The organism is Rhodanobacter sp. Root179 (assembly GCF_001428465.1).
GTDB lineage: Bacteria > Pseudomonadota > Gammaproteobacteria > Xanthomonadales > Rhodanobacteraceae > Rhodanobacter.
The window spans coordinates 1-19,062 of record NZ_LMHR01000053.1 but is presented as its reverse complement, the minus strand read 5'-3'; the positions used below and the strand labels follow the sequence as shown (position 1 = coordinate 19,062).

Annotated in this window: 13 protein-coding genes; 7 read left to right on the top strand and 6 right to left on the bottom strand. The window is 66.2% G+C overall.

Translation table 11 applies throughout. The features are described from left to right. Positions 1-19: 19 nt before the first annotated feature. Positions 20-1,879, bottom strand: a complete 1,860-nt coding sequence (locus ASD82_RS03930; RefSeq protein ID WP_235580630.1) for an alpha/beta fold hydrolase — start codon at positions 1,877-1,879, stop codon at positions 20-22. A gap of 200 nt (positions 1,880-2,079) precedes the next feature. Here ASD82_RS03930 and ASD82_RS03925 point away from each other — a divergent pair, with 200 nt between their 5' ends. Beyond that, entirely contained in the window at positions 2,080-3,084 is a 1,005-nt protein-coding gene (locus tag ASD82_RS03925) for a DUF4105 domain-containing protein (RefSeq protein WP_235577874.1), read from the top strand. A gap of 18 nt (positions 3,085-3,102) precedes the next feature. Here ASD82_RS03925 and ASD82_RS03920 read toward each other — a convergent pair whose 3' ends face one another. Continuing rightward, complete coding sequence (locus tag ASD82_RS03920; protein WP_056715716.1) at positions 3,103-4,542, bottom strand: RNB domain-containing ribonuclease; 1,440 nt, start codon at positions 4,540-4,542, stop codon at positions 3,103-3,105. Positions 4,543-4,696: 154 nt separating this feature from the next. On the opposite strand from ASD82_RS03920, the gene ASD82_RS03915 reads away from it, so the two are divergent. Further along, complete coding sequence (locus ASD82_RS03915) at positions 4,697-5,173, top strand: GNAT family N-acetyltransferase (protein WP_056715713.1); 477 nt, start codon at positions 4,697-4,699, stop codon at positions 5,171-5,173. Positions 5,174-5,238: 65 nt separating this feature from the next. Here ASD82_RS03915 and ASD82_RS03910 read toward each other — a convergent pair whose 3' ends face one another. Continuing rightward, positions 5,239-6,021 carry a SapC family protein gene (locus tag ASD82_RS03910; RefSeq protein ID WP_056715761.1) on the bottom strand — a complete coding sequence of 261 codons (783 nt, stop codon included), beginning with the start codon at positions 6,019-6,021 and terminating at the stop codon, positions 5,239-5,241. Positions 6,022-6,264: 243 nt separating this feature from the next. Between ASD82_RS03910 and ASD82_RS03905 the strand changes: the two genes are divergently transcribed. After that, positions 6,265-6,870, top strand: coding sequence for an HNH endonuclease (locus ASD82_RS03905; protein WP_056715710.1), 606 nt, complete (start codon positions 6,265-6,267; stop codon positions 6,868-6,870). On the opposite strand, the gene ASD82_RS03900 is transcribed toward ASD82_RS03905, so the two are convergent. After that, entirely contained in the window at positions 6,867-7,391 is a 525-nt protein-coding gene (locus tag ASD82_RS03900; RefSeq protein ID WP_056715707.1) for a low affinity iron permease family protein, read from the bottom strand. The genes ASD82_RS03905 and ASD82_RS03900 overlap by 4 nt on opposite strands. A 140-nt stretch (positions 7,392-7,531) precedes the next feature. Between ASD82_RS03900 and dxs the strand changes: the two genes are divergently transcribed. The 3 genes from dxs (at position 7,532) to ASD82_RS17615 (ending at position 11,364) form a co-directional block, all read left to right on the top strand. After that, complete coding sequence (gene dxs / locus ASD82_RS03895) at positions 7,532-9,424, top strand: 1-deoxy-D-xylulose-5-phosphate synthase (protein WP_056715706.1); 1,893 nt, start codon at positions 7,532-7,534, stop codon at positions 9,422-9,424. A gap of 136 nt (positions 9,425-9,560) precedes the next feature. Beyond that, a complete protein-coding gene (locus ASD82_RS03890) occupies positions 9,561-10,916 on the top strand; it encodes an RES family NAD+ phosphorylase (RefSeq protein WP_056715702.1) in 1,356 nt (451 codons plus the stop codon). Between the two features lie 19 nt (positions 10,917-10,935). Next, positions 10,936-11,364: a hypothetical protein gene (locus ASD82_RS17615; RefSeq protein WP_157599056.1), complete on the top strand. Its 429-nt coding sequence runs from the start codon at positions 10,936-10,938 to the stop codon at positions 11,362-11,364. Positions 11,365-11,547: 183 nt separating this feature from the next. On the opposite strand, the gene prmC is transcribed toward ASD82_RS17615, so the two are convergent. Then, positions 11,548-12,369: a peptide chain release factor N(5)-glutamine methyltransferase gene (gene prmC / locus ASD82_RS03880; protein ID WP_056715698.1), complete on the bottom strand. Its 822-nt coding sequence runs from the start codon at positions 12,367-12,369 to the stop codon at positions 11,548-11,550. Then, the gene (locus tag ASD82_RS03875) at positions 12,362-16,501 is read right to left on the bottom strand and encodes a hypothetical protein (RefSeq protein WP_056715696.1); all 4,140 of its coding nucleotides are present in this window, start codon (positions 16,499-16,501) and stop codon (positions 12,362-12,364) included. The genes prmC and ASD82_RS03875 overlap by 8 nt, the downstream gene beginning before the upstream one ends. Positions 16,502-16,673: 172 nt before the next feature. Here ASD82_RS03875 and ASD82_RS03870 point away from each other — a divergent pair, with 172 nt between their 5' ends. Beyond that, positions 16,674-17,687, top strand: a complete 1,014-nt coding sequence (locus ASD82_RS03870) for an NADP-dependent oxidoreductase (RefSeq protein ID WP_056715693.1) — start codon at positions 16,674-16,676, stop codon at positions 17,685-17,687. Positions 17,688-19,062 lie beyond the last annotated feature (1,375 nt).

The following is a 19,062-nucleotide window of genomic DNA, read 5'->3' as shown; positions in this document are numbered from 1 at the left end:
GCGGGTCGCCGCCACCGCTTCAGTCCCCGCCGGCCCCCTTCGGCACGGGTGCCGGCTGACGGCGATTGGCAGAGGCCAGCTGCAACCGCAGGATCCGGCGCAATTCCAGAATCGCCGCCGGGGTTTCCTGCACGCTGTGCCATGAGGGGATGGCCAGTTCGGAATCGGCGCCGTCGAGATGTGCGCTCTTGTACGGCACCACGCCGTCGCTGCTGTCCTGCAACGGCCCCCTGTTTTTGTAGACGCCCACAATGGTGTGGTAGTGCACGCGCGACGAGATCGGCAGTCCGGCAGCGGCGATGATGAACGGGTCGGTGTCGCTGAGGTTGTCGATGCTGTTGGGGATGCGCAGCAGCGGCGCGTTGTTGCCCTCGTCGCCATCAGTCTTGACCAGCTCGGTGAGGCTGGCCATTTCCTTCAGCACGCCGACCGGCAGGCGGATCAGGTTGCCGATCCAGCGCGCCAGCCGATGCTGCGCGTACGGCGTGCCACGATGCGGCGAGGCGAGGAAGACGGCGCGATCCACCTGCGGCATCGGGGTGAACTGCAGGTAGCGGCTGAGCCGCGCGCGAAAACGGGCACGCTTTGCCGCCGGCAAATTCGGGCGCAATGGAATCAGGTCCCACAGTCTGTCACCGCTGGAGGACACCAGCAGGCGCGCGACGACTCCGCCCATGCTGTGCCCGATCAGGGTCATGTCCCGCGAGGCACGCGCCCTGCCCGTGGGGTCGTAGTGGCGCAGCGTGGCGTCCAGCGCCTTGCGGATGTTGGCAAGATTGACGGCGACCGGTGCATTGGTCGGGTAGTAGACCTCCCACACCTGGTAGTTGCGGCGCAGTTCCTCGTCGCCCATCACTTCGTTGGCGACGTTGATCCATGCCTCCGGGCTGCTGGCCAGGCCGTGCAGCATCACCACCACCAGACGGTCCGGATCGTACGGCTGCATCAGCAGCACGCGCGGGGTCTGGATGCCGCCCTCGCGCCCCAGCAGCGAGCGGATCGACTGGCTGGCAAAGCCCGAACGTGCCAGCCACACGCCATAGGCGGCGGTGAAGTTGGCGCCCAGCGGAACGCTGCGGCCGGCGATCGTGAGGGTGTCATCGCGATACGGATCGCGCACCACCAACTGCACCTGTCGTGTCGCCAGCACCTGGGCCAGCGTATCGCCGTCGAACATCAGCGCCCCGGTCATCGACACGTAATCCGGATCGCGCCACGCCACCTCATTGCCGGGCGCGTGGGGTGGCGCGACGGCGACGAAGTCCGAGCCGAAACCGTCACGCCGGTAGACGTTGCGCAGGCCACGAAAGCGCAGGCCCGCCGCGGGAATGAGCTCGGCCGGCACCCGTGCGTCATCGGCCAGACGCAGGTCGGTCTGGGGACGCAACACCTTCCAGCCGGCCAGCTCCGTCTGCGTCCATTGCCGGCCCAGCTGCGGCAGGGCCTCGAAGAAGCGGCTCACGGCGCGCTGCACGGCGTAGTTGTAGAAGCCGATCACCTGCACCTGGCGCAGGTCGAAGGCGCGCGCGGCCAGCGGGCGTTCGGTGTAGAACAAATAGGCATAGGCGTAGCGCGCGGACTGCAGGTACGCGTCGAGTGTCGCCGCGTCCATCGGCGTCCGGCCCTTCGGGCGGTCGCCGCGGAGGGCCCGGCCCATCCACAGTTCGGACAAGGCCGAAAGCCGCTGCTCATCGGTCAGTCCGGACGACTGCGCAACCGTTTCCGAGCAGGCCGCGAATGCCTGCTGGCAACTGTCCGCGGTCAATGCCACCACGTTCAGCACCTGCACCGTGCCGTCGCTCAGGCGCGCGGCGCCGATCACGTCGGCGCGCCGTTCGTTGGCGTAGTCGTCGTGTTTGATCCGACTCACCCCGACCATCGCGCAGGCATTGAGGCACAGCAGTATCGCGACGAGGGCGCAGCGCGCCATCACGCGGGCCGGGGCCGGCAGGACTCCGGTCGGCGGGCAAAAGTGCGTCGGTTCGCTCATCGGGGAAGTGTAGCCGCGACGCGTGCACGGATTGCCTTGCAGCGACCGAAGCCCCACGCTGGTGCAGTCGACCGCTGGCACGAGACGTGATGAAGCAGAGAATCAGGATGATCGCGCGGATGCTGCTGTTCGGCCTGCTCGCCCTGGCCACCCTGAGTTCGGGCGCGTGGGGCGCGCTGGCCCTGTGGTACCAGCTGCCGGGCGGCACGGTGGTGAAGATCCTCGGCAGCGTGACCTGGTCGCTGGTGGTGATCGTGCTGGCAGGCGTCGCGATCAGCCGCCGCAGCTGGCTTCCGCCGGGAATCTACCTGGTGCTGTACGCGTTGCTGCTGTTCTGGTGGAGCGGCATTGCACCATCCAATCTGCGCGACTGGGCCGACGATGTCTCGCGCCCGCTCACGGGCCGCATCGAGGGCAACCAGGTCGTGCTGGACAACGTGCGCGACTTCGCCTGGCGCGCCGACACCGACTACGACGCGCATTGGGAAACCCGTCGCTACGACCTCGACCACCTCGTCACCGCCGACGCCGTGCTGTCGTACTGGGGCAGCCAGGCGATCGCCCACGCGATGATCTCGTTCGGCTTCGACGACGGTCGCCACGTGGTGTTCTCGGTGGAGATCCGCCGCGAACGAGGCGAGCAGTATTCGGCGATCGGCGGCTTCTTCAAACAGTTCGAGACCACCCTGGTGGCGGCCGACGAACACGACATCATCCGTGTGCGCACCAACGTGCGCGGCGAAGACGACTACCTGTACCCGCTGCGCATGGACAAGCCCGCGATGCGTGCGCTGTTCCTGTCCTACGTGCACGCCGCCAACCGGCTGGCGGCGACGCCGGCGTTCTACAACACGCTCACCTCCAACTGCACCACGATCGTCTACCACATGGCCCGCCAGATCGAGCCGGGCCTGCCGTGGGATTTCCGCCTGCTGTTCACCGGCTACCTGCCGGAATACCTGCACGAGGTGGGCGCGGTGGATCGCAGCGTGACGGTGGACGTCCTGCGCGAACGCAGCCGGATCACCGACCGGGCGAGAGGCACGCGGGCGACGGACGACTTCTCGCGGGCCATCCGCGAACGCGCGCCGTGATCGACCCGGGAGCCTTGCTCAGCTGCCCAGCGCGAAGCGTGTCACCCGCCTGACCGGATCGGCCTCGACCAGGCTCACCCGGACGTCAGCTCCCAGCGGCAGGGCGGCGCTGCCGGACACACTGGCCTCGATCGCCGGCTCGCGCACGATCACCGTGCCCTTGCGCGGATCGTCGCGGGCCACTTCGACGATCGCCCCGGGGAACACCTCGCCCACCCGCGGCGCCAGCACCACGGCTTCAGCCAGGTTGAGCACGGCGCTTTCGTACTGGCCGGCGCGATGGCCGGAGGTCTGCATCGTGGCCGGCAGATCCGGCAGCGCGGCCAGCGCCCATGCCGGCACCGGCTGCTTCGCGCACAGCGCCACGCAGATCTCGCCGCTGTAGCGGTCGACCAGCCGCCGCAGCGGCGCGGTGGCGTGGGCATACTGCGCGGCCAGCGCCGAGTGCATCGACTGTCCGGGCAAGGTGCCGTTGAACGCGGCGTAGCCGGCGCCCCGCAGCACGCTGGTGCAGGCGGTGAGCATCGCCACGTGCACGTCGCTGGAGGGGTCCAGCGAGCGGATGAAACCGGGATAGTCCAGCGCGTCGGGCCAGTCGATGGCCAGCGCCCGCGCCGTGATGCGCAGTCGCGCGATCGCGTGCGGATCGGGCGGCGGCAACGTGCGCAGGATGCCCACCTTGGCCCGCACCATCAGATAGGCCGCCGCCATGCCGGTCAGCAGCGAGATCTGCTCGTTCCAGTCCTCCACCGCCAGGCGACCGCGGAAGGCCAGCTTCCACTGCCCGTCTTCCACGCCGACTTCCTGTTCCGGCAGCGGCAGGCTCACGCCGCCCCGCGACACCTCGCGCTGCCGGCGCAGTTCGCCGATCTCGCGCAGCACTGCCCACATGGGATCGGCCGCACCGGCGTCGATCTGCCGCTGCACACCGTCGTAGTCGAGCCTGGCCCGACTGCGCACCTTCGCGCGACGCACATCGACGGCGATGCCTTCGCCGGTGTGATCCAGCTCGATCGTCCACAACAGCGCGGGACGCAGCTGGTCAGGCAGCAGCGAGGCCGCATCCTCGGACAGCACCTTGGGGTGTAGCGGAATCTTGCTCTCCGCCCCGTACAGGGTCTCGCCGCGCCGATGCGCTTCCAGGTCGATCGGATCGCCCGCGCTGACGAAGGCCGCGACATCGGCAATCGCATAGTGCACGCGGTAGCCGCCATCGGTGCGCTCGACATGCATCGCCTGGTCCAGGTCCATCGCACCGGCGGGATCGATGGTGACCAGGGCGATCTCGCTGCGATCGAGCTCGGGCCAGCGGGGATTCGCCGCCGCTGCGCTGGCCGCCGCTTCGACCTCAGGCGGAAACGCCGACGGCAGTTTCAGGTCGTCCTGGATGTCGCGCATGCCCTGGGCGAGAGCCGGATCGGCGGATGGCCGGATGTGGATGCGGCGGGTGGTCGACATGGATGACGCTCCTGCGTGGCGGTTTCGACATCGACGGATGAAGTCCGTGACGACGGGCATTCCCCGCAAGATATACCCATGCCCGGCGGGACTACCACGGCGACGATCCAGGGTGTAGAAACGGCAAGTCCCGTCCTGCCCGCGATCGACTCCCATGAGCGACTCCACCCTGATGATCCGTCTGGCCGAAGAAGAGGACGATGACTTCATCCTCGAACAGGTGCCGCGATTCACGGAATTCACGCTGCCGCCGTGGCGACGCCGCCACGAATGCATCGAGGGCATCCGCAATGACCTGCTGCGCCATCTGGAAGACCAGCCACCGAACAGCTACCTGTTCGTGGCCGAGGACACCAATGGCGAACGCGCCGGCTTCATCCACCTGCAGCGCACCACCGACTTCTTCACCGGACGCAGCAACTGCCATGTCTCGGACATCGCGGTGGCGCCGTCGCACGAGGGGCGCGGCGTGGGCAAGCTGTTGCTCGCGCATGCCGAGGCCTGGGCCAGCGAGCACCAGTGCCAGCTGGTGACGCTGGCGGTGTTTCCGGGCAACGAACGCGCCCGCGCCCTGTACGAAGCGGCCGGCTACGCCACCGACCTGCTGCGGCTGGCCAAGCCGGTGCGCTGAGCACGCATGCGAAGAAGCCGCCCGCAGGCGGCTTCTTCATGATCCAGCGCTGATTGCAGCGATGATCAGTTGGTGGTCTTGCCCGCGGCTTCCTCGGCCTGCTCGCGGACGTCGAGGCGATGGGCGAGGCGGTCGATGTTGGACAGCGACAGCAGGTGGGCATAGACCCAGCCGAGCACACCTTCGCGCAGGAATTCGTGGGTGGTCTTCTCGTCCAGCGCGCGCAGTTTTTCCTCGTTGACCACGAACAGGCCATTGAGGTTGATCGACTTGCCCTGGGCGCCGTCCTTGCCCTGCTTCTGCAGCTGCACGTTGCGCGGCTCCAGCAGCTCATGCTTGTTCAGCTGCTGCATGAACCAGCGCGTGCGCGCCACGTTCTGCTGGAAGTCGCCCAGGAAACCCACGGCATTGGTCAACAGTTCCGTATCGGTGCCGTCTTCCTTGAACAGACGCTCGCCTTCGGTGGTGTTGAAGCCTTCGTACTTCTCGTCGAGGAACACGGTGAAGTCATCGCCTTCCTGGCCGGCCGGCTTCTCGGCCAGCACGAACGGATAGCGACGCACGAACGCGGGGACGTAGGTGTCCGGCGCCCAATGACCTTCGGCGTCGACGTAGAGGTTTTCGTTCTGGCGCAGGCCCAGCAGGGCGACCGGGCCGGCGTCGGCGACGCTGGAACCGGCAAACACGATCAGCATGTCGCGCGCGGCAAGGCCGAATTCCACGCCGGTCAGCGGCACCGAATGGGCATTCATGGCGAACTTGACGTTCGGCACGACCTTCATGCGCAGATCTTTGTGTTCATTGCGGTTCAGCGGAACCGGATTCTCGTAGAACAGAACTTCAGCCACGTTGTTCACCTCTGCCCATCGCCGTGCCGGGTCACCACCAAGCGCCCCTACCAAACCCGGCGTAGGGTCTGTGTTGACTGACGATCATAACAGTGCTGCGGGCGTCCGGGCGACTGCCCCCGGGAAGGCCCTGGCGGAGGCCAAGCATGCGGATTGCAACGAAATTGTTCTATGCTGGCCGCAGACTGGCTGCACGCATTGCCTGAACGATCTTTCGACGCCCCTGGCTGAAGGACGATTTACATGCTGATGGAAGTGCCAAGTCGCGCCGATATCAACGCGACGCGCGTATTGTCGCTGGACGCCGCCGGCCGCATCCTCGACTGGATCAGCTGGCAGGAGGCGGTTTGCCTGTATGTCCGCGATGCGGTGGCCTGGACGCTTGGCGACCCCTGCCTCACCGTCCACGGGGGCCACAATCGGCTGCTGGGGGCGCAAAGCCTGCTGCAACTCCATCCGATCATCGCCAGCACCGGCCGCTGCCGCGAGCACGCGATTGATCCGGCCCCGGCGCTGACCAACACCGCACTGTTCGCCCGCGACCGGCACATCTGCCTGTATTGCGGCGAACATTTCAGCCGCGCCGACCTCACCCGCGACCACGTCATGCCCATCTCCAGGCAGGGCAAGGACGAGTGGGAGAACGTGGTCAGCGCCTGCCTGGCCTGCAACCTGAAGAAGAGCAACCGCACCCCGCAGCAGGCCAACATGCCGTTGCTGGCGGTACCGTACCGGCCGAGCTGGGTCGAACACCTGATCCTGTCCAATCGCAACATCCTGGCCGACCAGATGGAGTTCCTGGTCAGCCGGCTGCCCCGTGACCGGCGTGCCATCGCGGAATACGCCTAGCCTTTCGCCGCGGCTTCACCCTTGGCCTCGCCCTCGCAGGCGCGCGTGGCGCGATTTTCCTTCAGCTCCCGATCGATCTCCCTGACCTCTTCGCAGGCCTCCCCGGCCTCCTCCCGCTTTTCAGCCTGCCGGTCGGCGCCTTCGCGACGGGCCTGCTGCTCGCGCTGGCTGGCCAGCTTGCGATAGTTCTCGCGAATGCGCTCCAGCGTTTCCTCGTCGACATCCTCGAGGTCGAGCAGGCTGTTGTGGGCCGCCGTGGCGCGGATCAGTTCATCCAGCTTGATCTGCAGCGCCGCGCTGTCGCGGTTCTGGCTGTTCTGGATCAGGAACACCATCAGGAAGGTGATGATCGTGGTGCCGGTGTTGATCACCAGCTGCCAGGTGTCGCCAAAATCGAACAAGGGCCCGCTGGCGGCCCAGATCACCACGATGAGCGCGGCGCACAGGAAGGTTGCCGGCCGACCGGAATGGCGGGCGGTGGCTTCCGCAAAACGACGAAAGGACTGCGAGAGACTGGCCATGGAGCGACTTTCCGAAGGGAACCTGACCCAGCATGCAACGCCCGCCGTATGCCGGATGTGCAGGTTTCGGGCCGCTGCCGGGCCGCATTCTTCACGGCTTCGCCCTTGCCCCGCCCCGCCGCTGGGCCAACAATACGCAGATGACCGACCTTTCCCGCTATCCCCATCTGGCCGCGATCGAGGCACCAGCCGATCTGCGCCGCGTACCCGATGACGAGCTGCCCGCCGTCGCCGATGAGCTGCGACAGTTCCTGATCGAGTCGGTCGCCAGTTCCGGCGGCCACTTCGGCGCGGGCCTGGGCGTGGTCGAGCTCACCGTGGCCCTGCACCACGAATTCGATACCCCGAACGATCGCCTGGTATGGGACGTGGGTCATCAGTGCTACCCGCACAAGATCCTCACCGGCCGCCGCGACCGCATCACCACGATCAAGAAGAAGGACGGCCTGGCGCCGTTCCCGCGTCGCGAGGAAAGCGAGTACGACACCTTCGGCGTCGGCCATTCGTCGACCTCGATTTCCGCCGCACTGGGCATGGCGATCGCCGCGCAGCGCAAGGGCGACCACCGCAAGGTGGTGGCGGTGATCGGCGACGGCGCGATGACCGCCGGCATGGCGTTCGAAGCGCTGAACCACGGCGGCGACGTGGAACCGGACATGCTGGTGGTGTTCAACGACAACGGCATGTCGATCAGCGAAAACGTCGGCGCGATGACCAAGATGATGGCCCGCGCGATGGCCAGCCGCCGCCTGAACCAGCTGCGCGAGCGGGCCAAGCGGGCGATCCCCAAGCAGTCATTCATGGGCCGCTTCTTCAAGCGCTGGGAAGAACATGCCAAGGGCATGTTCGTACCCTCCACCTTGTTCGAGGAACTGGGCTTCCACTACACCGGCCCGATCGACGGCCACAACATGCCGCAGTTGCTGCAGGCGCTGCGCACGGTGAAGAACCTGCCCGGCCCGCAGCTGCTGCACGTGATCACCACCAAGGGCAAGGGCTACGCCCCGGCCGAAGAGGCGCAGATCGAATACCACGCGGTCGGTCCGTTCGACCCGCAGGCCGGCCTGGTTAAAAAGAACACGCCAGCCAAGCCCACCTATACCGACATCTTCGGCAACTGGCTGTGCGACCAGGCCGCGGCCGACCCGCGCCTGCTGGCGATCACCCCGGCGATGCGCGAAGGTTCCGGCCTGGTGCGGTTCTCGAAGGAGTACCCGAACCGCTACTTCGACGTGGCCATCGCCGAGCAGCACGCGGTGACGCTGGCCGCCGGCATGGCCTGCGAAGGCGCCAAGCCCGTCGTGGCGATCTATTCCACCTTCCTGCAGCGCGCCTACGACCAGGCCATCCACGACGTGGCGCTGCAGAACCTCGACGTGACCTTCGCGATCGACCGCGCCGGCGTGGTCGGCCCGGACGGCGCGACGCATTCGGGCAGCTTCGATCTCTCTTTCCTGCGCTGCCTGCCCAACTTCGTGATCATGGCGCCCGCCGACGAAAACGAATGCCGCGCGATGCTTTCCACCGGCTTCCAGTACACCGGCCCCGCCGCGATCCGCTACCCGCGCGGCACCGGTCCCGGTGTCGCCATCAGCGAGCAACTCGACACCTTGCCGATCGGCAAGGCCGACCTGCGTCGCCGCGGCCGCGGCCTGGCCCTGCTCAGTTTCGGCGCGATGCTTCCCGCCGCCAGCACGATCGCCGCCGAACTCGACGCGACCCTGGTCAACATGCGTTTCGTGAAGCCGCTGGACGAGGCGATGATCGTGGAGCTGGCGAAGACCCACGACGCCTTCGTCACCCTGGAAGACAACGCGGTCGCCGGCGGCGCCGGCTCGGCCGTGGCCGAATGCCTGGCCGCCCACGGCATCGCCCAGCCGATCCTGCACCTTGGCCTTCCAGACGTCTATCTGGAACACGGCAGCCGCGAGGAAGTGCTGACGATGGCCGGGCTGGACCTGCCCGGCATCCGCCACGCGATCCATGCGCGCTTCCCGACGCTGTGCGCGGGCAGCATGGCCAGCACCGGCTGACACCGCCTCACGCCGGTCGCCCAATGTGACGTGGCGCACATCGCTGGCCATCGCCGGCGATGCCTTACAGCCGGCGAGCCCCGCCACGATTACGCTGCGTTGAGCTTCGAAGAAAACCTCCAGGGAAGGAGTTGCGATGACGTTGGCCACGTCGATACAGGACTCATGGAACCAGCTCGAGCGCTGGGCAGGCCGCCAGATATCCGGCGCCCGCAATGAAGCCAGACTGATCTCCGCGCGGGCCGATGCCCTGCAGCTTGCCATCACGCTTTCCGAAGGCCTGGCGGTCTATCGCATCCTTCGCGACTTCCAGCACCTCGACCTCGACGCCGTCGTCAACGACATCGTCGCCGTGTTGCGCCAATGCCTGATCGTGATGCTGACCAGCACCGGCGGCGGCGCACTCATCGGCGGCGTCGCCGGCGGCGTGTTCGGCGTGGGCGTGGGCGCCGCCCCGGGAGTCGTCATCGGCGCGGCGGCCGGCGCGCAGATGGGCGAATGGATCCTCATCTTCATGGGGCTCAAGGCGCTCAGCGAATACATCGTGCGGGACATGCCCGACATCGCCCGCGCCTACTGGGACGGCATCCGCCTGGCCTGGTCCGCCGCCTCCCCGTCACCGCTGCCGCAGCAACCCATCCGCGTCGACCGCTTCGCAATCCAGCACGCCGCTGAAAAAATCGCCCGCGCCCACGTCGCCATGTTCGTCCTCCTGCTGATGGGCATCCTCGCCTACCTGGCCAAGGGCCGCGGCGACATGGGCCAACTGGCCGAAGGCGTCCGCAGCAGCCGGATGGGACCGAAGTTCGCCGACTGGATGGTGCGGAATGAGGGGAGGCTGAAGGCGGAGCCGCGGCTAAGAGAACAAACTGCGACGCAGTCAACGCCGTCAGCAGACAAGTGGTCTGATCGCGCAAGAGAAGCTCCCAAAGCAAAACAAGGACCCGCGCAGAGGGCGAGCAAGCCGACCATCAGCGCCAATCCCGAGCCAAGCAATCGCCTGACCGCTGGAAAGGGAAAGCCAATCAAGATGGACGGACATAAAATTTATGACAGCAACTTTCAGCCTTTAAGCACAAATCCCAAAGCTCAATACCGCTTCTCTGATCCCACATTTCGCCAGACCGGAGGGGATGTCTACTTCGGAGACAACGTTGCCACGTCGTATGCAGAAGTTCGCAAAAATATAGCGGGGAAGTCCCTCTATGTCGGTGAACTGAACGTCGACAACGTTCTCGATCTAACCGACCATGAAATGATCAAAATGATGGGCATAGACGGGGCCAGACTCACCGCCCCTGTCAATTCACAAATCGAACAGAAGCTGGTCTACGGATATACGAACAAGATCGCAAACAAGGCTTATACCGCTGGTTATAATGGCATCTTGTACCCAAGCTCAAGAAATGCGACGGGAAAAGCATTGGTTCTTTTTGGTGGAAGATACGATCAAACGGCAATAAGCACCATCATCGACGCAACCATCCCCTGAGTTAATACATGTGAATCTGATGACAAGCATCTCCAAGATCACGGCGGCAGATATATGCGTTGAGCCCGCTCTCATCAAAGGCTGTGAAATACATGGACTCGTCTATTTCACATGGGCAGAAGCGCCCGTCGTTGGTGCTCAGTGTGGACATTGCCACACGATCCTGTGGACAGATCCCCGCGCAGATCGCGTTTTGGGCGAACCGAAGCCCGACAACGTTCCAGATCATGGCGCGGGGTATCGATTGTATTACGAGGACAATCTGAGAAGATTTCTGGGAAGCCTGCCGCCATGTCCGAACTGCGGGAAGCAGGCTTACGATCGCTTTGTAAATAATGTTCAGTGGTGCAGGTTTTCTGACGGCGCCGAAATCCCGGAAGACATTATTCCGGAAAGAATTATTTTGCAGCCGGCCGACTCATGCCTGGTGTGGATCTATCGTCAATAGGACCCACTGGTGACTCACACCTGTCGAATCCATGGAGTTGGGAAGCGCACCGTAGGCACCGCACCCTCCTTCGCAAATTTGTCCTTGGCAATCCGTTGTTGACGCCATGGCGGCAAGGCGGCGGAATTGCTTCGCCTCTATCGTGAACGGAACGTCAGCACTGGCGACGTCGCCCCCCCTGATTCACGCCGTTCCCCCACTGACCCGATCACGCAGCTCCAGATCCTGCGCCGTGAACACGTCGGCATAGCCAGCTTGGACCAGCAACCTGCGCACCGCTTCACCCTGGTTCCAGCCATGCTCGAACAGCAGCCATCCGCCGGGGCGCAGGTGGTGACGGGCGTCGACCAGGATGCGGCGGATGTCGTCCAGGCCGTCGTCGCCCGAGGCCAGTGCGCTGGCCGGTTCGTGGCGAAGGTCGCCTTGCGCCAGGTGCGGGTCGGCGGCTTCGATGTACGGCGGGTTGGAGACGATCAGCTCGAACTGCTGGCCGGCCAGTGGTGCCAGCCAGTCGCCATGCACGAAGGTGACGTTGTCGAGGTGGTGGCGTTGCGCGTTGCGCCTTGCCACCGCCAGGGCGGCGGCGCTGGCGTCGGTGGCGATCACTCGCGCCTGCGGCCGTTCGCTGGCGATCGCCAGCGCGATCGCGCCGCTGCCGGTGCCCAAGTCGACCACCTCGACGGGCGCCCTGTCGGGCAGTCGCTGAAGGGCGAGCTCGACCAGCAATTCCGTCTCCGGGCGCGGGATCAGGGTCGCCGGGGTCACCTCCAGGTCCAGCGTCCAGAAGCCGCGGCGACCGGTGAGGTAGGCCACCGGTTCGCCGGCTTCGCGCCGCGCGACGAGTTGACGGAAAGCCGTCTGGACGTCCGTCGCCAGCTCGTCGTCGGCGTGGGTGAACAGCCAGCTGCGCTCCTGCTGCAGCACGTGCAGCAGCAGCAGTTCGGCGTCGACGCGCTCGCCGAGCCGTGCGGTGGCATCCATCAGCGCATGGCGTACATCAGGCATGCGGCGGCTCCGGATGCTTCGGCGGCAGCTGCGGCGGCGTCACGCCCGGCTTCGGCGGCGGCTTGCGCCAGTAGCCGCCGTGCGTCCATGACTTGAACGCCCACTGCAACCAGCCGATCAGCGCATTGGCCAGCCACAGCGCCCAGATGAGCATCGCCAGCTTGTAGAACCACAACGACACGCTGAGCACGCCACCGCCCGGCAGCACGCCGGCGCTCTGGTCGGCGAACCAGCGCAGGCTTGCGGCAGTCGAGCCGTTGCCGGCCACATGCATGTCGGGCAGGCCGAGCAGCCCCCTGGGCACCGCGGCGACCAACACCAGCAGGGCCAGCACGGTAAGCGCAGCCAGCCCGACCTGCAGCAGGTTGAAACGCGTGGTGTCCGCGTTCTCCGCAGGCGCGTGGCGTGCGCGCAAGCCCAGCAGGATCAGCCACAAGACCACCAGCGCGTAGGCGCTCCAGGCGAACGCGGAAAAGCCCAGCCCCAGCAGCAGCCAGTGGCGGAAGCGCAGCGGCGTCGGCGCGAAACGGGCCAGCAACCAGGCAGCCAGCAGCAGCACGACCAGCTGCGACCAGTACAGCACGGCCGGTCCGGTGGTCGGCCCCCATGTCCACACTACCCAGCGATCCTGCGGCAGCTGCAGGTCGAGATCGATATTGGCCACTGGTGCATGCAGCGCGAACGTTGGCGTGCGCGTGCGCACGCCGACGCCATGCGGTTCGCGCAGGCGCAACGTGTAGACGTGTTCGCCAGGCAGCAGCGGCAGGCTGAGCTTGCCGTCGCGCACCGCCAGGTTGATGGCTTCGTCGTCGCGGGTCGCTTCCAGCAGTTCGGCGCCGGCAGGCAGGTCGATCACGTGCTCGCCGCCACGGGTGCTGCGCGCGCGCAGTTCCAGCGTGGTTTCGCTGACGCGTTCACCGGCCCGGCTGGTCACCTGCACGCCGTCGAATGCCAGGCTTTCGCCGGCGATCGCCGCCGGCTTGGCAAAGGTCAACTGCAACTTTTCGCCGGGCAGCGGCTGGAACTGCAGGCCTTCGTCACCGGCGCTGGTGGGTACGCCCTTCGCATCCACATGCCACATCGGCGCAGCAAGGATCTGCCACACCTCGGCACGCTCGCCCAGCGCCGGCGCTTCGAGCGTCAGCGTCGCGGCCTGATCGAGCCGGCTGCTCCAGTGCACCTCCTGGCTGTTCGCGTTGAACGTGATGCTGATGCGGCCGTCCTTCACCAGCACGTCATCGCCCACCGGGTGCTCGCCCGGCAGCAGCGGCAGCGTGACGCTGAAGCCGCCCTGCTGCGGGGCAACCCGCTCGACCACGTTCTCGACCGTCCAGTCGATGCCCAATTGCAGGCTGCGCGCCACCCGCACGTACGGCGGAAAACTCTGCGCGGGCGGCAAGTCCTTGCCGTCGCTGGCGGAGCGCAGGCGTTGCAAGGCGACGCTGTCGCCCAGCGCCCGCCCCTGGTCGACACCGGCCAGCGACCAGCCCTGCCCATCGAACGCGATGTGTTGCGGACGCAGCGCGAAACGCAGGTTGGCGCTGTCGGTCGACCCGATGCGGTAGCGCAGGCCGACCCGGTGCACGCCGCGATCCAGGCGCAGAAACAATTGATCGCCGATGCGCACGAGCGGCGCATCGGCATGGCCGTCCACGCTGACCTCGAGCAGTTGCAGACCGTCGTCGGCCTGCGGCAACGGAACGGCCACCGCCGCGCCGACGTGCGTCTCCAGCGCCACCGCCAAGGTGTCGCCGGCAGCCTGCAATTGCGCCTGGGCCACGGTGGCGCAGGCCGGCACGCACTTCGGCGCCTCGGTAAGCCTTCCGCGCAGTTGGTTCAGCAGTTGCTGGTCAGGCAGGCTCTGCGCATGCAGACCGACCGGCAGCAGCGCGATGCCCAGCAGCACGACGCCGGCCATGCCCACGCCGCGCCAGCGCTGGCGCAGCGGCATCAGCAGCGGCGGGACCAGCCTGGCCAGCAGGACGGCCAGCAGGCCGACCATCGCCACCCGCAACAGGCGCACCAGCCAAGCCGGCGCAATGATCAGCCGGGTGCTCTGGCTCGTCGTCACCGGGCCGGACCAGCCGAGTTGGTAGTTGTTGCCCTGGTTCCACTGCGGCGTGCCGGCACCGGCCTGGACGATGCTGCGGCTGTCGATGTCGTTGCGCACCGTGGTGGACCCGCCACTCAGATTCTGCATCGATGAACCCGCTACGGTGACGGCACTCAGCGTTGCGCTTGAGTCGTCGCGCGACACCACACCTGGGGCCAACAGCGCAGTCGAACTCATCTCGCTAACCACTGGCGCTGATGCTGGCGGCGGTGGCAGTGGTGCCACCTGCTGTTTCATCTTCTGCTGCGCTCTCGCATAGACCTCTTCCCGCGCCGCCCGTTCGGCGTAACCCGCCGGGGCCATCCGGGCCTGGCTGCCTCCTTCCAGTTGCGGATGCAATGCGTACTGCAACTGCGTCGCGGCGAACGGCAGCGTCCACAAGACCGCCAGCGCGAAGCCGGCCAGCGCGCCAAGTCGCGCCGTGGAGCGCAATCGCCCCTCGGGCAGCGCGCGCAGCAACAAGGTCAGCGCCAGGGCGACAGCCAGCGTCCAGCGCGGCGCGCCGCCTTCATGCTGCGCCAGGGCCAGGAAAGCCGCGGCCAGCAGCGCCCACGGCCAGCCAAACAGGCGCCCGGCGAGCAGGGCGATCAGGGCAACCACGAACAGGTCAAGCAAGGTCCATTGCGCCACCCAGGAATCGGGTGAACGGTCCACCCCCGGCGCACCGAGCAGACGGTAGCCGTACGGCAGATGCAAGGTGGCATCGATATCTTCCAGCGGCAGCTGCCAGCCGGAACTGGGAATCACCCCGCCGTGCGCGGGCAGGCGCAGGCCGGCGGCCAGATCAAGCTCCTGCTCGCGCAGCTCGACGCCGCTGCGACCGTGCTCGCCGGTGCTGATCAGCAATGGTTCGCCGGCCTGGCTGGCACGCTGCAACTGCCAGGGCGCCGCCACGTCCAGCCGCTGGTGATGGCGCAGCTCGCCGGTCAGCCGGTCGGCCACGCCGAGGCCGCCACCGTCGAAGTCCAGCCACAATTCGCGCCGCAGATGCAGCTGGTCGCCCGTGCCGCCTTCATCACCACGCGTACCCTGTTCGATCGCCAGGCCCGCGTCGTCATCCAGCACGAATGCCGGCAGGTCGCGCCATTCCCCCGGCACGCCGGCCTGGGCCGCATCGGTGGCATGACCCTCGACCCGGGTACTGCGCAGGTCGGAATCGTCGGCATAGCTCCAGACTTCCTGCCGCGGCCACGGCGTCGACGGCAACTTCACCGCCACCCTGCCCAGCGGAGCCACGCTGCGCGCGGCGAGCGTGATCGTCCACTGGCCTGGCCGCAGCTGCACGCGCAGTTGGCCGTCGTTCTCCAGCCGGGCCGGCAAGTCGCCGGACAAGGCGGTGGCGACAAAACCCGGCGGCAGCACCGGGCCCAGCGACTGCTCGCGCGCGCTGCCGGTGACATTGAGCTGCAATTGGGTTTGCAGCGTGGCCGGCAGTCCGTCTTCCAGGCGTCGATAGACGCGCAGCGACAGCGCATCGGCGGCACGCTGCGCAGCCGCGGCCTCGCCCAGGGTGAGCTGTTCGCCATTGCGCTCGATGCGGGCTACCGCCGCGCCATCGACGCTCAGCGCCACCAGCCCGATCGCCGCTGGCACGTGCAGCCGTGACGGGCGCGCCACCCATGGCAAGCTGCCGCGCAACTGGTAATCGCCCGGCATCAGCCACAACATCGGCTGGCCGTCACGTTGCAGCACGGTGGCCGGCTGGTTGTTCGCGCTGACCTGTTGCGGCCAGTTCCTCGCATCGCCGGGCAGCGCCACCCAGCTCGGCGCATCCACGTGCACGTCCAGACTGAACCGCCCGCCGTCCTTGCCCGCATCCAGGCTCAGGCGCCCCGGCCAGGCGCATTGACGGCCGCCGACACCCGGCATCTGGCTGGCCATGAAGGGACAATCATGCTGCGGCACGTCGTGCAGCACCCAGCCTTGCCAATCGCGCAACGCCGGCGGCACCTCCTGCGCCGGCAATGGCGCCGCCAGCAACAGCCACAGACCCAGCAGACCGAGTATTCGAGCAAGCATGCATTTCTCCCCGTATGCCGAGTGGCCGGCACAGTGTAAGTGGAACACGGGACGACACATCCCGCCCATGGATCCAACGCAACAGCCGGCACAATGGGGTTGTCGCCCGGGCCGGCGACGCGACGCCGTATAGTGGAATGCGCACTGTCCCGCTGCCGCCACGGTGAACCGCATGCCCCTGATCAATCGCCAACTGCGCCTGAAAACCCGTCCCGAAGGCCTGGTCTCGCGCGATGACTTCGACCTGGTCGAACAAGCCGTGCCCGACTTGCAGGACGGCGAGGTGCTGGTGCGCGTGCTGTACCTCTCGATGGACCCGACCAACCGCGTGTGGATGCGCGACATCCCGCAATACCTGCCGCCGGTCGCGATCGGCGAGGTGATGCGCGCGCTCGGCCTGGGCCGCGTGGTGCAATCGCGCTCCGCGCACTACGCCGAAGGGGACCTGGTGCAAGGCGTCACCGGCTGGCAGGACTATCTCCTGCTGCACGAAAGCGCCAAAGGCTACGTGCGCCTGCCCGCCGATCCCGGCATCCCGCTGCCGACCCTGCTCGGCGCGGCCGGCATGAGCGGCGTCACCGCCTACTACGGCCTCACCGACATCGCCCCCGTGCAGGCCGGCGAAACCCTGGTCGTCTCCGCCGCCGCCGGTTCGGTCGGCTCCATCGCCGGCCAGATCGGCAGGATCATGGGCGCCCGCGTGGTCGGCATCGCCGGCGGCGCCGACAAATGCCGCCACCTCGTCGACCACCTCGGCTTCGATGCCGCCGTCGACTACAAGTCCGCCGAGTTCAAGCAGCAACTCAAGGCCGCGACTCCCGACGGCATCCACGTGAACTTCGAAAACGTGGGCGGCGAGGTGATGCGCGCGGTGCTGTCACGGATGGTGATCGGTGGCCGCGTGGCCCTGTGCGGCATGATCTCCGGCTACAACAGCGCCGAGCGCCCCGGCGACGACTTCAGCCCCGTCATCATGAAACGCCTCAGCGTGCGCGGTTTCCTGGTGCTGGATTACACCAGGACCAGGGAAGCGGTGGGTGCGATCACCGGATGGATTCGCGAGGGGAAGTTGAAGACCGAAGAGACCGTGGCCGAAGGCCTGGAGAATGCACCCGTGGTGCTCAACCGCCTGTTCGACGGGATCCATCGGGGGAAGCTGGTGTTGCGGGTGGATGGGCAGGCATGAGGTGCGGCTGTTTCGTGATGCCCATTATCGAAGCGGATGCCAGCCGAGGGGCTTCGATATGACCAACCACAGCGACGCCACATAACCCATTCCAAGAGCCACGTGCCACAGGCGCATGACGCGGAAGGTGCGAATTGAACTGAACGGGTTGTTGGACGAGGTAAGCCGCAGCGGTAGAAAGCAACGGTGTGATGCGGCAGACGCTAGGCGGAACGGGTCAGGCCGCACTGAAAGGCTGAGCATCACTCGATTGGAGAATTCCATTCTTGTGCGATACGCCACTCGCTGGCAAGGACAGCCGCGTATACCTCGCCGCCTCTGGCTGCACCGCCAGTTGCCTGAAGGATAGCGTCTGTACGCGCAGCTTGTGCGGTCAAGCCGGGCTTGCGACGTACCTCGCCGAGAAACTGCCAGGTACCAGCATCCGTTCTGCGCAGAACGACGAAGCTCGGAAGTTGCGGATTCTTTGGTGCTTGTGACATCGGCCAATCTTATGAGGTTGTCTTCAACGAATGCTCCAGACATCGCTGATGCGGCCTGAGGCTGGAGTTAAACGGCGGCGTAGCCGCCCGCCTTGAACGAGTGGCTAAGCAGTGCCGCCGCCATGCAATAGCCCGAGTAGTGCCAAGCGCGAGCCGACAGCGGCAATACCAAGAAGGAACGGGACCACCATAGCCCAAAAAACACAATGCCAGTACTTGACCTGATGGCGAAGCCACGGGCGCGTTGCGCGAAAGAAGGACCAGAAGAACAACGGGAGTGCGACAACTACAAAGAACAAGTTTGGATGGCCGAATGAGTCGGACACACCGTCACCATAAAAGAAGACGAACGGGAATACCCATGCCGGCAAGAAACTTCGCCAGTAGCTCTTTGCGGCACCCCAGAGGTACGTTGGCTGAGTCGATTCCATCTGTGAAGCCTAACGCCTGAGATAAGCGGCGGCGAAGCCGTCCGCCTTGAACGAGATGTTAGGCCAATTTACGGCCTGAAGGGATGATGCAGCCAACACACGCTGCGGCTAAGCCTACGCCGCCTATGTACCAGATTACCGTTGTCGACCAGAAGAGAGCCGGATTTTGGTCAATGAAGAATGTTGGGTCCGGAGTTCCTCGGCATAAACAGGAAATTTGACCGATGTTGATAGCCTGCCGCGCGGTAGAAAGAGACCAGATAGCTAATGGACCGCACCAAACACACGCTAATAACCGAGCGCGCCATGAGGGTGCCTCTTTGCGGCTCCCCACGTACCAAGCCGCGACGGCTGCAATGGCAACGATTGTTACGGTAAAGAACAAGGTGGTGTCCTGTAGCCTAACGCTGGAGTTAAGCGGCGGCGTAGCCGGAGTGTTCCTACGCAAAAGTGGACACCGGT

Excerpts from the sequence above, each read along its gene's own strand:
- ASD82_RS03875 (WP_056715696.1), bottom strand. The coding sequence starts at position 16,501 with ATGCTTGCTCGAATACTCGGTCTGCTGGGTCTGTGGCTGTTGCTGGCG.
- ASD82_RS03925 (WP_235577874.1), top strand. The coding sequence starts at position 2,080 with ATGAAGCAGAGAATCAGGATGATCGCGCGGATGCTGCTGTTCGGCCTG.
- ASD82_RS03900 (WP_056715707.1), bottom strand. The coding sequence starts at position 7,391 with ATGGCCAGTCTCTCGCAGTCCTTTCGTCGTTTTGCGGAAGCCACCGCC.
- ASD82_RS17615 (WP_157599056.1), top strand. The coding sequence starts at position 10,936 with ATGACAAGCATCTCCAAGATCACGGCGGCAGATATATGCGTTGAGCCC.
- ASD82_RS03870 (WP_056715693.1), top strand. The coding sequence starts at position 16,674 with ATGCCCCTGATCAATCGCCAACTGCGCCTGAAAACCCGTCCCGAAGGC.
- prmC (WP_056715698.1), bottom strand. The coding sequence starts at position 12,369 with ATGCCTGATGTACGCCATGCGCTGATGGATGCCACCGCACGGCTCGGC.
- ASD82_RS03930 (WP_235580630.1), bottom strand. The coding sequence starts at position 1,879 with ATGGTCGGGGTGAGTCGGATCAAACACGACGACTACGCCAACGAACGG.
- ASD82_RS03920 (WP_056715716.1), bottom strand. The coding sequence starts at position 4,542 with ATGTCGACCACCCGCCGCATCCACATCCGGCCATCCGCCGATCCGGCT.
- ASD82_RS03905 (WP_056715710.1), top strand. The coding sequence starts at position 6,265 with ATGCTGATGGAAGTGCCAAGTCGCGCCGATATCAACGCGACGCGCGTA.
- ASD82_RS03890 (WP_056715702.1), top strand. The coding sequence starts at position 9,561 with ATGACGTTGGCCACGTCGATACAGGACTCATGGAACCAGCTCGAGCGC.
- ASD82_RS03915 (WP_056715713.1), top strand. The coding sequence starts at position 4,697 with ATGAGCGACTCCACCCTGATGATCCGTCTGGCCGAAGAAGAGGACGAT.
- dxs (WP_056715706.1), top strand. The coding sequence starts at position 7,532 with ATGACCGACCTTTCCCGCTATCCCCATCTGGCCGCGATCGAGGCACCA.